16 protein-coding genes are annotated in these 15086 nt (G+C 64.1%); 5 read left to right on the top strand and 11 right to left on the bottom strand.

What is annotated here, in order from left to right:
• Positions 1 to 5 precede the first annotated feature (5 nt).
• From AC2FMD_RS06550 to AC2FMD_RS06525, 6 genes are all read right to left on the bottom strand, one after another.
• The gene (locus AC2FMD_RS06550) at positions 6 to 656 is read right to left on the bottom strand and encodes a protein-L-isoaspartate(D-aspartate) O-methyltransferase (RefSeq protein ID WP_496740648.1); all 651 of its coding nucleotides are present in this window, start codon (positions 654 to 656) and stop codon (positions 6 to 8) included.
• On the bottom strand, positions 653 to 1435 hold the full coding sequence (surE, locus tag AC2FMD_RS06545; RefSeq protein WP_496686266.1) for a 5'/3'-nucleotidase SurE: 783 nt from the start codon (positions 1433 to 1435) through the stop codon (positions 653 to 655). Before surE ends, AC2FMD_RS06550 begins: the two co-directional genes overlap by 4 nt.
• Positions 1436 to 1558: 123 nt before the next feature.
• Complete coding sequence (locus AC2FMD_RS06540; protein WP_496678042.1) at positions 1559 to 2644, bottom strand: ABC transporter ATP-binding protein; 1086 nt, start codon at positions 2642 to 2644, stop codon at positions 1559 to 1561.
• An 85-nt stretch (positions 2645 to 2729) separates the two neighbouring features.
• Complete coding sequence (locus AC2FMD_RS06535) at positions 2730 to 3842, bottom strand: YhaZ family DNA alkylation repair protein (protein ID WP_496678355.1); 1113 nt, start codon at positions 3840 to 3842, stop codon at positions 2730 to 2732.
• Between the two features lie 2 nt (positions 3843 to 3844).
• A complete protein-coding gene (locus AC2FMD_RS06530) occupies positions 3845 to 4624 on the bottom strand; it encodes an SDR family oxidoreductase (RefSeq protein ID WP_496686269.1) in 780 nt (259 codons plus the stop codon).
• 75 nt (positions 4625 to 4699) lie between these two features.
• Positions 4700 to 5062 (bottom strand): nuclear transport factor 2 family protein, encoded by a 363-nt coding sequence (locus AC2FMD_RS06525; RefSeq protein WP_496740650.1) that lies wholly within the window; start codon positions 5060 to 5062, stop codon positions 4700 to 4702.
• Positions 5063 to 5171: 109 nt separating this feature from the next.
• Here AC2FMD_RS06525 and AC2FMD_RS06520 point away from each other — a divergent pair, with 109 nt between their 5' ends.
• From AC2FMD_RS06520 to AC2FMD_RS06510, 3 genes are all read left to right on the top strand, one after another.
• Positions 5172 to 6779 carry a peptide chain release factor 3 gene (locus AC2FMD_RS06520; RefSeq protein WP_496740652.1) on the top strand — a complete coding sequence of 536 codons (1608 nt, stop codon included), beginning with the start codon at positions 5172 to 5174 and terminating at the stop codon, positions 6777 to 6779.
• Between the two features lie 76 nt (positions 6780 to 6855).
• Positions 6856 to 7632: a YiiX/YebB-like N1pC/P60 family cysteine hydrolase gene (locus AC2FMD_RS06515; protein WP_496740654.1), complete on the top strand. Its 777-nt coding sequence runs from the start codon at positions 6856 to 6858 to the stop codon at positions 7630 to 7632.
• Positions 7633 to 8084: 452 nt separating this feature from the next.
• Complete coding sequence (locus AC2FMD_RS06510; RefSeq protein ID WP_170459353.1) at positions 8085 to 9473, top strand: DEAD/DEAH box helicase; 1389 nt, start codon at positions 8085 to 8087, stop codon at positions 9471 to 9473.
• 59 nt (positions 9474 to 9532) lie between these two features.
• Here the strand turns inward: AC2FMD_RS06510 and AC2FMD_RS06505 are convergent, their stop codons facing one another.
• Genes AC2FMD_RS06505 through AC2FMD_RS06495 form a run of 3 tightly spaced genes read right to left on the bottom strand, consistent with a single transcriptional unit; the run spans position 9533 to position 11555 of the window.
• The gene (locus tag AC2FMD_RS06505) at positions 9533 to 10435 is read right to left on the bottom strand and encodes an EamA family transporter (RefSeq protein ID WP_496678033.1); all 903 of its coding nucleotides are present in this window, start codon (positions 10433 to 10435) and stop codon (positions 9533 to 9535) included.
• 21 nt (positions 10436 to 10456) lie between these two features.
• The gene (locus AC2FMD_RS06500; RefSeq protein WP_496740656.1) at positions 10457 to 11359 is read right to left on the bottom strand and encodes a fatty acid desaturase; all 903 of its coding nucleotides are present in this window, start codon (positions 11357 to 11359) and stop codon (positions 10457 to 10459) included.
• A complete protein-coding gene (locus tag AC2FMD_RS06495) occupies positions 11352 to 11555 on the bottom strand; it encodes a DUF2061 domain-containing protein (RefSeq protein WP_170432309.1) in 204 nt (67 codons plus the stop codon). The genes AC2FMD_RS06500 and AC2FMD_RS06495 overlap by 8 nt, the downstream gene beginning before the upstream one ends.
• A 110-nt stretch (positions 11556 to 11665) precedes the next feature.
• On the opposite strand from AC2FMD_RS06495, the gene AC2FMD_RS06490 reads away from it, so the two are divergent.
• Both AC2FMD_RS06490 and AC2FMD_RS06485 read left to right on the top strand, forming a co-directional pair.
• Positions 11666 to 12532: a helix-turn-helix domain-containing protein gene (locus tag AC2FMD_RS06490; protein ID WP_496740658.1), complete on the top strand. Its 867-nt coding sequence runs from the start codon at positions 11666 to 11668 to the stop codon at positions 12530 to 12532.
• 90 nt (positions 12533 to 12622) lie between these two features.
• Positions 12623 to 12805, top strand: coding sequence for a hypothetical protein (locus tag AC2FMD_RS06485; protein ID WP_093962276.1), 183 nt, complete (start codon positions 12623 to 12625; stop codon positions 12803 to 12805).
• On the opposite strand, the gene AC2FMD_RS06480 is transcribed toward AC2FMD_RS06485, so the two are convergent.
• Positions 12802 to 13563, bottom strand: a complete 762-nt coding sequence (locus AC2FMD_RS06480) for an SDR family oxidoreductase (RefSeq protein ID WP_496740660.1) — start codon at positions 13561 to 13563, stop codon at positions 12802 to 12804. The two genes, AC2FMD_RS06485 and AC2FMD_RS06480, sit on opposite strands and share 4 nt — an antisense overlap.
• A complete protein-coding gene (locus tag AC2FMD_RS06475) occupies positions 13560 to 15023 on the bottom strand; it encodes a carnitine 3-dehydrogenase (RefSeq protein WP_496794816.1) in 1464 nt (487 codons plus the stop codon). Before AC2FMD_RS06475 ends, AC2FMD_RS06480 begins: the two co-directional genes overlap by 4 nt.
• Positions 15024 to 15086: the final 63 nt, after the last annotated feature.

Raw genomic sequence — 15086 nt, 5'->3', positions numbered from 1 at the left:
GGCTTCTACGCTTCGTCCCTGCCAAGCCCCTCCAACAAGGGCACGAATCGGACGGGCAACAATTCGTCATAGTCGAAGCCGGACTCGGTTCTGGTGACCCGGATCAGGGTCTGCACCGCATCCGACTGCCCCACGGGCAACACCATGATACCGCCGATTTTCAACTGCGCCAAGAGCGGCCCGGGCGGATCCTCGGCGGCGGCGGTCACGATAATCCGGTCAAAGGGGGCCTGTTCGGGCAATCCAAAGGATCCGTCTGAATGCATCGCGGTAATGTTGGTCAGTCCCAACTCGCGAAACACCTCTCCGGTTTGGCGCACCAGGCGCTTGTGGCGCTCGACCGTGTAGACCCGGCGTGCCAGCTTGGCCAAAACCGCCGCCTGATAGCCCGACCCGGTGCCCACCTCGAGCACCTTGTCCCGCGGCGTGACCTGCAGCGCCTGCGTCATCAGCCCAACGACCGAGGGCTGGCTGATCGTCTGACCGCAGGCAATCGGCAGCGGCGTGTCCTCATAGGCCCGTTCCGCGAACAGGCCGCGGACGAACCTGCCACGGTCGATCTGCTCCATCGCGTCCAGAACGCGCGCATCCGTCACCCCGCGCGAGCGCAGGGCAAACAGGAACTGCATCTTGGTTTCCGGGTCCGGTCCAGTCATTCGATCGTCTTCAAAGCGTCAAGCGCGTCATGCGCCGTCAGATCGGCCCGCATCGGCGTGACCGAGATGTAACCTTCCAGATTGGCCGCCGCGTCGGTGCCGGGCGCGGTGGGGTTGTGCTGATAGCCGCCCTTGATCCACAGGAACCGCCGCCCCGAAGGCGAGGTGTGCGGCTCGACCGAGAAATGCGTGTCGCGCCGAAAGCCCTGGCGCACGACGCGGGTGCCCAGCACCTCGTCGGCGGGAACGGGCGGGAAATTCACGTTGTAGAACAGCCGGTAGTCTTCCTGCTCGGGCGGCGTGGCCGCAAGGATGCGCCGCACCAGGTCGGCGCCGTGACGCGCGGCGGCCTGGAACGGATCCTCGAGCCCTAGATTGCGCGGCCCGAAATACTGCGACAGGGCAATCGCGGGTATGCCCTGCAAGGCGGCCTCCATCGCGCCGCCGATGGTGCCGGAATACAACGTGTTCTCGGCCGAATTGTTGCCCCGGTTCACCCCGGACAGGACCAGATCGGGCCGGGCGTCCTTCATCACCTCGTGCAGCCCGGCCAGAACACAGTCGGCGGGCGAGCCCTCGGCGGCGAACCGACGCTCGCCCAGCTTGGCGATCATCATCGGATGGGTATAGCTGATGCAATGGCCCACCCCCGACTGCTCGAAAGCAGGCGCCACTACCCAGACCTCGCCCTCGGGCCCGGCCAGATCTGCAGCGATCGCCTCCAGCGTCATCAGCCCCGGCGCGTTTATCCCGTCATCATTCGTCAGAAGTATGCGCATCTGCCTGCTGTGCCCCCGCGTTTGGCCCTTGATAGACGCAGCCACCGAACGCGGCAAGCGACGCCCCGGCCCTTTCTGCGGCATTCGCGCACCACTTGCGGAGAAATCGACGGCGCAGGGCGGTCAGGCCGGAAAAACGAAACACTTGTCGCGGCGGATGGTCAGCCACATCACCCGACCCGGATTGGGCACGAACACGTTGGGCACGGTGACCTTCAGGATCGAGCCGTCATAGTCCATGCGAAACTCGATCAGGCTTTCGTTGCCCAGGAACCGCGCCCGCTCGACCACGCCGCGGGCCGGAACGCCGTCGGTGGCGGTGGGCAGCGGCCCCTTGCCGTTGCGGTCGAAATCCAGCCGCACATGCTGCGGGCGGAACACGATCTCGACATTGGTGCCGTCGGGGATGCCCGGCGCCAGGAACTGTCCGAATGGCGTTTCCGCCAGCGCCCCATTCACCTGTGACCGCAACACGTTGACATCGCTGAAGAACGCCACCGCCGCCTTGTCGACCGGCCGGGTATACACGTTGTAGGGCGCGCCCTGCTGCACGATCCTGCCGCGCCGCATCAGCGCAATCTCGTCCGCCATGCGCATGGCCTCTTCGGGCTCGTGCGTGACCAGCAGCACGGCGGCGTCCTCTTCCTTGAGGATGGCCAGCGTCTCGTCGCGGATGCCATCGCGCAGACGGTTGTCGAGGCCCGAGAACGGCTCGTCCATCAGCATGATCCGGGGACGCGGCGCCAGCGCACGGGCCAGCGCGACCCGCTGTTGCTCGCCCCCCGACAACTGATGAGGAAACCCGTCGACATAGCGCAGCAGGTCCACCTTGCCCAACAACTCCTCGACGCGGGCGCGTTTCTCGTCCTTGCCGCCCTTCAGGCCGAAGGCCACGTTGTCGGCCACGCTCAGGTGCGGGAACAGAGCGAAGTCCTGGAACATCAGCCCGATCTCGCGCCGTTCGGGCGGCACGCGGAACACGGTGTCGCAGATCAGCTTGCCGTCGACATAGATCTCGCCGGACTCCTGCATCTCGACCCCGGCGATCGCCCGCAACGTGGTGGATTTGCCGCAGCCCGACGGGCCCAGCAGACAGGTCACCTGCCCCGCCTGAACGGTCAGAGAGACATCATCGACCACCGTGCGCCCGCCGAACCGGCAGACCAGATTGCGGATTTCCAATCGCGGAGGAGCTGTATTGATTGCCACCGACGGACCCCAATTGCCTTTTCCCGATCAAATTCATCGGGCTTGCGTCGGGATAACAACCCGGCCCATCGGGCGCAAGAGAGGCCTATGCCAGCAGCTCGAACGACACGCCCGCGCGGACACGGCCGTTGACTTGAACCTCAAGCCTGTGCGGCCCCGGGACCAGCCGAAACGTGGTGGCGTCGCCCTTGAGCTTGTGCCGCTTGCTCAGCTGCAGGCGGCCATCTGACAGATTGGCTTGCTTGAGCTTGTGAACCTTGGGTGAGATTTTTCCCCCAGATCTCTGAAAATGAACGATATAGTCGATCAATACCGGTTGATCATCGGGGCCTGAAACCGAGACGGTGAACTCCAGAACGCCGCCGATACGGGCGTCGCCATTCACCGCAACATCCACCTCCAGCGGCGCGTCGGGATCATAGCCCAGCAGCGCCATCGCCCCGCCATGGCCGGACTTGACCAGCCCGCGCAGCGCATGTGCGGTGATCCACCGCATCTCGTCAGTGTCTTGCGCGCCCGAGGCATGCCACGCCTTCAGGCGGTTCAGCGCCAGGTCAGGGTCTTTCTTGGTGATGTCGTTGAGATGGTTCGCTACCGACCGCGTGACATAGCGCGTCGGGTCCGAATGCAACCGATCCAGCAGCGGCAGTGGGTCGGTCAGGTCCAGCCCGACCGCCTGCCCCCAAGGCAGCCGCGGGCGCGTGCCTTCGGAGACCAGCCGCCGGACGTGATAGCTGGAATGCCTACACCAGTCCTGCATCCGGTCCAGCACCAGATCGGGATGGCTGTTCAGAAAGGGCCGGATTGCCCATTCCATCGAGAACCGCTGGGTCAGCTCCGCAAGGACATCCAGTGCCAGGTCGGGATGGTCCGCGCCGACCTGCGCCACCCAGTCACCCAGCGGGGCGAAGATGAAGTCACCGAAATCGTCATCGCTAAGGGACGGATCCAGAGGCGGCGGCAAGGCGCGCAGGATCACCGGGGCTACGTCGGGCAGCGCGCCGGGAAAGGCCGCATGCAAACAATCGGCAATCCACGCGATCCGCTGCTTCAGCTCCAGCTCCGGCAGGCGCGACATGACCCGCGCGTGGAACGCGTCGCCGTCAAAACCGGCGTCGGCCTGCGTGAACAGGCCGGCCAGGTAACGGGTCTTTTCCGCGTTGAACAGTTGATCCTTCAGCGAAAACCCCTGCGCCACGGTCACATCGTCAGGTTGGTCGCCCCGCCGTCCAGCAGGATGTTCTGCCCCACGATGAACCCGGCATGTTGTGAGCACAGAAACGCGCAGGTCGCGCCGAATTCCTGCCGCGCGCCATAGCGCCGCGCCGGGATCGTGGCCGCGCGTTCGGCTCGTGCCTCGTCCAGCGAGATTCCCTTTTGCTGCGCGACGCCACTATCCAGCGAATCCGCACGGTCGGTGGCGTGGATGCCCGGCAACAGGTTGTTGATCGTCACGCCATAGGGCGCCACCTGCCGCGCGGTTCCGGCCACATAGCCGGTCAGCCCGGTGCGCGCCGCGTTCGACAGGCCCAGCACCGCGATCGGCGCCCGCACGGATTGCGAGGTGATGTTGACAACGCGGCCCCAACCCTTGTCCATCATCGACGGCAACAGCGCCTTCATGAAGGCGATCGGCGTCAGCATGTTGGCATCCAGCGCCTTGATGAAATCCTCGCGGTCCCAGTCCGACCACAGACCAGGCGGCGGGCCACCGGCGTTTGTCACAAGGATATCAACGCCCTGCGCGGCCTCGATCACCTGCGCCTGACCGTCGGGCGTCGTCACATCGCAGGCCACGGTCTGCACCTCGACGCCATGTTCGGCGCGCAACCGGTCGGCCTGGGCCTCCAGCGCGTCAGGCCCGCGCGCATTCATCACCAGATCGACGCCCTCGGCCGCCAGCGCCTCGGCGCAGCCCAGCCCCAAGCCCTTGCTGCTGGCACAGACCAGCGCGCGTTTTCCTTTGATTCCCAGATCCATCTGATCCCCCCTGTTTGTTGTTGCACGCATGTCTAGCACCGGCTAGGCAAGGAAGGCCAGATTGGCAGCGGCAAATCAGTAGAAGAACTCTTCGCGTACGATCTTTCCATCTGCCACGTGATAGACGCCGACCTCTTTCATATCAAAGACTTCACCGGTTTGCTTCACCTTGCCCTGAACCTCGAAGATCACGGCGAAGCGGTCTTCGCCATGCAGGAACGGGTCGCTGACCGACGCGCCCGACACCTCGTGCGCGCCTTCCCACCAGTCGTGCTTGCCTCGGATGCCTTCAATGCCGTGGGTCTCGCGGCCCATGCCCTGCATGTCCATCGCTTCGACCGAAACGGCATCGGGCGCATACAGTTTTTCCAGATTTTCCTTGGCGCGGTCCTCGCGGCAGCCGGCCACCAGCTCCTGAGCGATTTCTTTCAAATTCATTGGTCCACTCCATTATTTGTTCACTATATGTTCTTCGTCGCACATCCGCCCGATTCGAACCACCCCCTTTGTCTTGCCTCGGCAGGATTCCCCGCCTATACGCGCGGTCATGCTTGATACCGCCTCGAACCAACCCACCCTGCCGCCCGAGATCGCCCGGCGCCGGACCTTTGCCATCATCTCGCACCCGGATGCGGGCAAGACGACCCTGACCGAAAAGTTTCTTCTGTATGGCGGCGCCATCCAGATGGCCGGACAGGTGCGCGCCAAGGGCGAGGCACGGCGCACGCGGTCGGACTTCATGCAGATGGAAAAGGACCGGGGCATTTCGGTCTCGGCCTCGGCCATGTCGTTTGACTATGGCCCCTATCGGTTCAACCTGGTCGATACGCCCGGCCACTCGGACTTTTCCGAAGACACCTATCGCACCCTGACCGCCGTTGACGCCGCGGTCATGGTGATCGACGGGGCCAAGGGTGTGGAAAGCCAGACGCAGAAGCTGTTCGAGGTCTGCCGCCTGCGCGACCTGCCCATCCTGACCTTCTGCAACAAGATGGACCGCGAAAGCCGCGATACGTTCGAGATCATCGACGAGATCCAGGAAATGCTGGCCATCGACGTGACCCCGGCCAGCTGGCCCATCGGCATGGGGCGCGATTTCATCGGCTGCTATGACATGCTGCGCGACCGGCTGGAGCTGATGGACCGCGCCGACCGCAACAGGGTGGCCGAAAGCATCGAGATCAACGGGCTGGACGACCCCAAGCTGGCCGAGCACGTACCCGCGCATCTGCTGGACAAGCTGCTGGAAGAGGTCGAGATGGCGCGCGAACTGCTGCCCGCGCTGGACCCGCAGGCGGTTCTGGAAGGGCATATGACCCCGATCTGGTTCGGATCGGCCATCAACTCTTTCGGCGTCAAGGAACTGATGGAGGGTATCGGCCAATATGGCCCGCAGCCGCAGGTGCAATCGGCCGAACCGCGCCAGATTTCGCCGGACGAAAAGAAGGTGGCGGGCTTTGTCTTCAAGGTGCAGGCCAACATGGACCCCAAGCACCGCGACCGGGTGGCCTTTGTCCGCATGGCCAGCGGCCATTTCAAGCGCGGCATGAAGCTGACCCATGTGCGCACCAAGAAGCCCATGGCGGTGTCGAACCCGGTGCTGTTCCTAGCCTCGGACCGGGAACTGGCCGAAGAGGCTTGGGCCGGCGACATCATCGGCATCCCCAACCACGGACAGTTGCGCATCGGCGACACTCTGACCGAGGGCGAGGCGATCCGCGTGACCGGCATCCCGTCCTTCGCGCCCGAACTTCTGCAGGGCGTCCGCGCGGGCGACCCGATGAAGGCCAAGCACCTGGAAAAGGCGCTGATGCAGTTTGCCGAGGAAGGGGCGGCCAAGGTTTTCAAGCCGTCGATCGGCTCGGGCTTCATCGTCGGCGTGGTGGGGGCGTTGCAATTCGAAGTGCTGGCCAGCCGGATCGAACTGGAATACGGCCTGCCCGTCCGGTTCGAGGCCTCGCAATTCACCAGTGCGCGCTGGGTGTCGGGCGACAAGGCCGAGATCGAGAGGTTCGTCAATGCCAACAAGCAGCACATCGCCCATGACCACGATGGCGACATCGTCTATCTGACCCGGCTTCAGTGGGACATCGACCGCGTGGTGCGCGACTATCCCAAACTGTCCTTGACCGCGACCAAGGAGATGATGACGTAATATCAACGGGTTTGTGATCCGACCCGGACCGGATTGGGCGGTATACTGCCGTCGGACACAGCGCGGAGGATGCGGCATGAACAGGCTTCTGGGCACGGTTGGGCGCACACTGTCGCGGTTCATCGAAAAGCCGCTGAAAGGGTATCAGAGCTTTTCGACCACCACGCCCGAACGCCTGCGCCGCACCCTGCGGCCCTGCGACGTGCTGCTGGTCGAGGGCAACAGCCGGGTCGCCTCGGCGATCAAGTATCTCACCAACTCGACCTGGTCGCATGTGGCCTTCTACGCCGGGGGCGACGACCCCGACACCCAGATGATCGAGGCCGACCTGCAAGAGGGCGTGCGCGCGGTTCCGGTTTCACATTTCGCCCATCTCAATACTCGTATCTGCCGCCCCATCGGCCTGACCCCGGAAGACGAGGCGCAGATCATCGCCTTCATGCGCGGCAGTATCGGCAAGACCTATGACCTGAAGAACATCTTCGACCTGCTGCGGTATCTGCTTCCGAACCCGCCGGTTCCGGCCCGTTTTCGCCGCAAGATGCTGGAACTGGGCTCGGGTGACCCGACCCGCGCCATCTGCTCGACCCTGATCGCCGAGGCGTTCCAGAGCGTACGCTATCCGATCCTGCCGGTCCTGACCGAAGACTGCGACGCCGGCCAGGCCCGCGAGATCCTCAGCATCCGGCACCATTCGCTGTTCGCCCCGCGCGACTTTGACCTGTCGCCCTATTTCCGCATCGTGAAACCGACGATCGAATACGGGTTCGACTATCGCACCCTGACCTGGTCGGACCGGCCGCCCGGGCTCGATGCTCTGCCATCCGAACCCAACCGCAGCGCCGTGACATGACGACTGCGCCCGACCGGGCCTCGCCGCCTCGGGGGATGCCGTCGATGGTCGCCGGTCCACTTCCGACATCCTCGTCCGTGTCGCCCCTCATCTGAATGCGGGGCGTGCCACATCCACCTCGATGAGCACGCCCGTAAGACCTTTCGCACTCTGCGCAGCTTTTTCGACGAACCCGGTCGTGCCGACCCGAGGGTGTGCGGGGCATGATCCTGCACAGGCCGCTGGAACTCTAGGCGAAACCACTGAAAAACTTCCCCGGAAGTTGCTGAATTGTCGCGCCAAAAGCCCAATCACAGATGACGGCCACACATGAAGGCGACTTCATTTGACCCTGCCACACCTTTTTGTTATGTCCGCACCCAAGCCGAAACGCGCATGGTGCGCATGGCCATCCGGGCCCGGCATTTTTCATACGCGCGGGCCAGGTCAGTGTCCGCATGAACCGGACATACATGACGAAATTCACCGATCTGAACCTGAACCCGAAGGTCCTCAAAGCTATTGAGGAAGCCGGCTACGAAACCCCGACCCCAATCCAGGAAGGTGCCATTCCACCGGCGCTGGAAGGGCGAGACGTTCTGGGTATCGCCCAAACCGGCACAGGCAAGACCGCCAGCTTCACCCTGCCGATGATCACCCTGCTGGCGCGCGGCCGCGCCCGGGCGCGGATGCCGCGTTCGCTGGTGCTGTGCCCGACGCGGGAACTGGCGGCGCAGGTGGCGGAAAACTTCGACACCTACACCAAGCACCTGAAGCTGACCAAAGCGCTGCTGATCGGCGGCGTCAGCTTCAAAGAACAAGAGGCCCTGATCGACCGCGGCGTCGACGTGCTGATCGCCACGCCCGGCCGTCTGCTGGACCATTTCGAACGCGGCAAGCTGCTGCTGACCGGCGTGCAGATCATGGTCGTGGACGAGGCTGACCGGATGCTGGACATGGGGTTCATTCCCGATATCGAACGCATCTTCTCGCTGACGCCCTTTACCCGCCAGACGCTGTTTTTCTCGGCCACCATGGCGCCCGAGATCGAGCGGATCACCGACACTTTCCTGTCGGCCCCGGCCCGGATCGAAGTGGCTCGTCAGGCCACCGCGTCCGAGACCATCGAACAGGGTGTCGTGATGGTCAAAGGCGGCCGCCGTGACCGCGAGGGCAGCACCAAGCGCAAGGTCCTGCGCGCACTGATCGATGCCGAAGGTGACAAATGCACCAACGCCATCATCTTCTGCAACCGCAAGACCGATGTGGATATCACCGCGAAATCGCTCAAGAAATATGGTTACAACGCCGCGCCGATCCACGGCGATCTGGACCAGTCGCAGCGGATGAAAACGCTGGACGGGTTCCGCGAGGGCTCAGTACGTTTGCTGGTGGCGTCTGACGTGGCCGCGCGCGGGCTCGACATTCCGTCGGTCAGCCATGTGTTCAACTTCGACGTGCCCAGCCACCCCGAGGATTATGTGCACCGCATCGGCCGCACCGGCCGCGCCGGGCGCGAGGGCAAGGCGATCACCATCTGCTCGGCCCGCGATGAAAAGGCGCTGGATGCGATCGAGAAGCTGATCCAGAAAGAAATCCCGCGTCTGGACAACCCGGTTCAGGCCGAACCGGCCGAGGCCGAGGACAAAAAGCCCGAAAAGAAATCGCGCGCCTCGACCCGCAAGGATGAGGGCAAGAAAGACAAGCCCGCCAAGGACGCCGCCCCGAACGACAAACCTGCCAAGGAAAAACGTGGCAAAGGACGTGGGCGCCGCGATGATGGCGGAACGGCCGTCGTGGGCATGGGCGATCACCTGCCCAGCTTCATCGCTCTCAGCTTTGACGAACGCCGCGCGGGCTGACCGGCCTGCACGGCAAAAAGATCAGAAGGCGCACGGACCTCCGTGCGCCTTATTACATCTCAGATCGCTGCGACCAGGATCAGGATCGAGAGGCCCAGCAGGACCATCCCCGCAATCTCGCGCCGTGTAACCGTCTCGCGGAAGACCAGGACTGAGGCCATGAGGCTGAAAATCAGCTCCACCTGCCCCAGCGCCTTGACGTAGGCCGCGTTCTGCAGGCTGAAAGCCCAGAACCAGCAGAACGACCCGCCCAGGCTGGTCAGCCCGACGAAGATGCCGGTGCGCCGTGTGTCCCACACCGCGCGCAGCTCGGCCCGGTCGCGCCAAACCAGCCACAGCGCCATCGACAGGAACTGGATCGAGACCACGACCGCCAGCGTCACCAGCGCCCGGAACCAAGCCTCGCCATCGCCCAGTTGCAGCGACGCGCCGCGATAGCTGACCGCAGAAAAGGCGAACAAGACGCCCGACCCCAACCCCAGTTGCGAGGCGCGGTTGGTCAGGTGACGCCACCACGCCCCACTGCCGCCCGGCGTTTTCGACAACAGCAGAACCGCCAGCAGCCCCAGCAGGATGGCCCCGAACGCACCGGCCGAGACCCGGTCTCCCAGCACGATGAAACCGACGATGGCGGTCTGGATCACCTCGGTTTTCTTGAAGGTGATGCCGACGGCAAAGTTGCGCTGCTTGAACAGCGCCACGACGCAGATCGTAGCGAGGATCTGAGACACCCCACCGATGGCGGCATAGAGCCAGAACAGAGGCGGCAGCGCCGGCAGCGGCAGACCGCTGAGCCGCATCGCCCCCGCCAGCCCCAGCAGCACCAGAGGCATCGAATAGGCAAAGCGCGCAAAGGTCGCGCCGGTCGCCGACAACTTCACGCTGCTCAGCGATTTCTGCAGCATGAAGCGCACCGTCTGAAAGGTGGCGGCGGCCAAGGTTACGGGGATCCACAAGCTCATGGAGTCCCTTCTGTCGTCAAATCAGGGTTTTGGCCAGAGCGGATGCGCCACCGGATCCTTGGCGCGCCAGAAATACTGCCGGAAAACCTGCCCGTACGAGCGATAGATATAGGCCTCGTTGCAGGCCAGATAGCGCTCTTTCCCTCGGCGATAGAGCGCGGGCAGTCTATACCATGGCGCCGCCGGGTTCATGTGATGAACGACGTGCAGGTTGTTGTTCAGAAACAGAAACGCAAGCGGTCCGCGGTCTTCGACGATAACCGTGCGGGCGCGCGATTTCTCGTGCGCGCGGTGTTCCAGAAAGGTGCGGATCTTGACCAGCGCCAGCCCCAGATAGGCCGCCAGAACGAAGGCCCAGACAGGCATCGCTGATTGCGCCACGATCCACAGAACCGCCGCCGCACCCGGCAGATGCAGGGCCCAGGCCAGCCAGATGTCGCGGTCCCCGCTTACCGCGCCGCGCCAGTCGTCGCGCATAAAGGCCAACTGGCCGATGATCGGACCCAGCACCATGCGCCCCAACAGCGTGTTGTTCGCCTGATAGACCCACCGCTGCCATCGCGGCAGCCTGATCCAGACCGCCGGGTCCAGATAGTTGGATTCCGGATCGTCGTAAGGGTCGGTCAGGTTGGCATCCTGATGGTGCGCCAGATGCAGATCGCGGAAGCGGTTGTAGGGGATGAACAGGGTCAGCGGCAGCGCCATCAGCGCCTCGTTCAGCCACTTTGCGCGGAACGGATGGCCGTGCAGCGCCTCATGCGTAAGGGATGAGTGCAGCGCCGCGACACCACCCATCATCGGCACCGCCAGCCAGAGCGACCACGCCGCCACACCGAAAATCGCGATCAGCCAAAGGGCATAGCAGGCAACGATCAGCGCAAAGGTCGGCCATTCGGGGGACTTGGGAGTGGTCGCCTCAGCCATGCCGTCCCCAGGAGATTCCGGCCCAGATGCGTTCGTAAATCACGTAGAGCGTCAGGCCGATGGCCGTGTTCACCACCGCCAATGCGCCGCCGACAGCGGCCGAGCCGGTGGCGATCAGCCCCACCACGGTCATGACCGCAAGGCCCATCGCATTCCAAATGATTGCTTTCACGACAGATCTTCGCCGCGTTTCCATTCCGGTCCCCAGTCTTTTTTGCTTTTCACCAAAGCGTTACCTGCCAGTGGCGCTGTCGAGAATTCCGAATATGATTAACAAATCTCAGCGTCCGTGATATTTATCATCAAATGCAGGAAAATTTCGACAAACGAGACCGCGCCGCGCAGTTCCGTCTGCGCCTGGCCCGAGCGATGGCGCAGCGGAACATGAGCCAAAGCGCGCTGGCGCGCACCATCGGGGTCGATCGCTCGACCGTTTCCCAGTTGCTGACCGATACGGGCGCACGCCTGCCCAACGCCCATGTTGTGGGCAGCTGCGCCTCGGCTCTGGGGGTGTCGGCGGATTGGCTGCTCAGCCTCTCGGACCGCCCTGAAAGCGCGGCCGAGCTGCTGGCCAGCTCGCTCACCATGACCGAGGCACCCCGCGCGCTGGTCGATGAGCGCATCTTTGAATGGCACCAGCAGGCCGCGGGTTACAAGATCCGCTATGTTCCGGCCACTCTGCCCGACATGCTGAAAACCCGCGCCGTGCTGGAATGGGAATACGCGCCGCATCTGGGCCGAACCGCCGACCAGGCCATCGGCGCCTCCGAGGACCGCCTGACCTGGATGCGCGGTGCCCAGTCCGATTATGAAATCGCTATGCCGCTGTATGAGATTCACAGCTTTGCCCATGGCACCGGCTATTATGATGGACTGCCCCTGCAGGCGCGGCTGGACCAGATCGATCACATGCTCGAGCTGTGCGAGCAGCTGTATCCGCGTATGCGCATCTACCTGTTCGATGCCAAGCGGCTCTATTCCGCGCCGGTTACCATCTTTGGTCCGCTGCTATGCGTGTTCTATGTCGGCAGCCATTACATGGCCTTTCGCGACCGGGACCGGATCGAGGTTTTTACGCGGCATTTCGATACCTTGGTCCGCGAAGCCGATCTGACCGCCCGGCATTTCCCGACCCATCTGCGCCAACTGCGCGCCGCCATTTCGGCGGGGTGACACCAGTCCACGGGTGCAATTTCCCACCCGATCCCCTATAGTGAGGTGCGCGAAAATCCGAACGATCCGACCCAAAGGAGGATATCAGGAATGGACGCTCTCAAAACCGCTCAATACGCGCGCGCCCTCTACTCGGCGCATGGCGACAAGGCCGAGGCCGAAGCCGCCCAGAAAGCCCGCGAATTCGAAGCCGCCGGAAACGTGGAAGAGGCACAGAACTGGCAGGCCGTTCGCGCCTCGATCCGCCAGATGCGCGGCCCCAACCAGGGCTAGAGCTTGGGGTCGGGGTTCACGGTATGCCCATCGACGGCAATGACCTGGCCCGACACCAACCGTGCCGCATCCGAGGCCAGGAACACCGCCATGGCGGCAATGTCATGGGCTTCGACGAAGCGGCCCATCGAAGTGCCCGCCGCATAGCCCTGATAGACCTGATCGCGGGTCATGCCCTTGGCGGCCGCTTCGCGCTGCAGCACGCCCTCCATCCGCGGGCCTTCCACCGCGCCGGGGCAGATCACGTTGCACCGTACGCCGTGCGGCCCCAGTTCCATCGCCAGGGTCTTGCCCAGTCCGATCACCGCCCATTTCGCCGCCGCATAGGGCGCACGGTTGGGATAGCCGTACTGCCCGGCGGTCGAGGATGTGATCAGCACCACGCCGCGTCCCTGCCGTTTGAGCATCGGCGCCGCGTATTTCGCGCACAGAAACGCCCCATCCAGATTGACGGAAATACATTTTTTCCAATCGCTTAGCGCAACATCCTCGACAAATGCGGTCGGCCCCGCGATACCCGCATTCGCGCACAGAACGTCCATACCGCCCCACTGCGCCGCGATCTCGCCGAACAGCGCTGCGACGGCGGCCTCATCCGACACATCGACCTGCGACCGCCCCCAGTGATCCGGGCAGGCCTGAAGCGCCTCGGCGTCCACATCCGCCACCCAGACCTGAGCGCCGGCGGCGTCGAACGCCTCAGCCATCGCGCGCCCCACGCCCGAGGCGCCGGCGGTGATCAGAACCCGCCCGGTCATACCGGTTTGCGGATCGCCGCCCCTGCGCCCTCGGGATAGGGCAACCCGGCCTGCGCTTCGGCGATGCGGGCCATCGCGGCTTCGATCTGCGGAGACGGCGCACAGGGCCGACGGGTTTCCAGGCTGACATGCAGCAGAAAGCTCTCGCCCGTGGCCAGCAATTTGTCGCCCTCGTACATGCCGTGGAACAGGTGCAGCTTTTTGCCCTCGCCCAACAACATCTGCGTGCGCACCTCGATTTTCGCCCCGGCATGGGCCTCGTCCAGATACCGGATGTGATTTTCAGCGGTGAAATAGCTGCCGCCCGAGACGATGTAGTCGGCATCGCAGCCGATGATTTCCATGAAGCGGTCGGTCGCGGCAGCAAAGGCCTCGAGATACCGCGCCTCGTTCATGTGACCGTTGTAGTCGGTCCAGTCCAGCGGCACCGCGCGGGCCAGCGTCAGAATCGGCTGGCTCAGGTCTGCCTGATCCAGCGTCGGCAGGGCACCCGGCTTCAGCAGCGCGTCATACTGGTTCAGTACTGCCCCCGCGCCCCAGTCGCGCGCCTTCAACGCCCGCATCATGCCCACCAGATTGTTGTCACGAATCCGCTCCAGCTCGCGGATCGAGTGCATCCCCGATTGCGCGTCCGACTGGTCGGCGATCATGTCGACCAACGCGTCGGTGAACTCGGGCACGTCCATCAGCTTGGTCCAGGGCCATTTCAGCGCTGGCCCGAACTGGGCCATGAAATGCCGCATCCCGGCCTCGCCCCCAGCCACACGATAGGTTTCGAACAGGCCCATCTGCGCCCAACGGATGCCAAAGCCCATGCGGATCGCCTCGTCCACCTCCTCGGTCGTGGCCACGCCGTCCTTGACCAGCCACAGCGCCTCGCGCCAGACGGCCTCGAGGAACCGGTCGGCGATATGCGCGTCGATCTCCTTGCGGACCTGCAGCGGGAAGAATCCGACCGAGCGCAACACGTCCTTGGCCTGCGCGACCAGTTCGGGCGTGTTGGCGGCCGAGGGCACCAGCTCGACCAGCGGCAGCAGATAGACCGGGTTGAACGGGTGCGTCACCACAATCTGTTCGGGCCGCAACGCGCCTTCCTGCAGCTCGGACGGCTTGAACCCGCTGGTCGAGGACCCGATGATCGCCCCCGGATCGCAGGCCTCCTGCAGCCCCTTGTAAACCTTCAGCTTCAGGTCCAGCCGCTCGGGCACGCTCTCCTGTATCCAAGTGGCCCCCTGCACCGCGTCGGCCATGTCGCCGTGAAAGCTCAGCGCGCCCATGGGCGGCAGCGGTACATCGCTCAGCCCGGGCAACGACCGCCGCGCGTTGTCTAGGACCTCGCCGATCTTGCGCTCGGCTTCGGGGTCCGGGTCAAACACCCGCACGTTCCAGCCATTCAGCAGAAACCGCGCGGCCCATCCGCCGCCGATCACGCCACCACCGATGATCGCTGCCGTCTTCATCTTCTCTCCTTCGCCCCAAGCGTCCACACGGCATCTGGGGCCATCGTTGTTTGACAGAATTTC

Source organism: Ruegeria sp. BHSC276, assembly GCF_059612945.1.
Note: the sequence above shows the minus strand (reverse complement) of the source record. Positions and strands in the feature narration are given on the sequence as shown.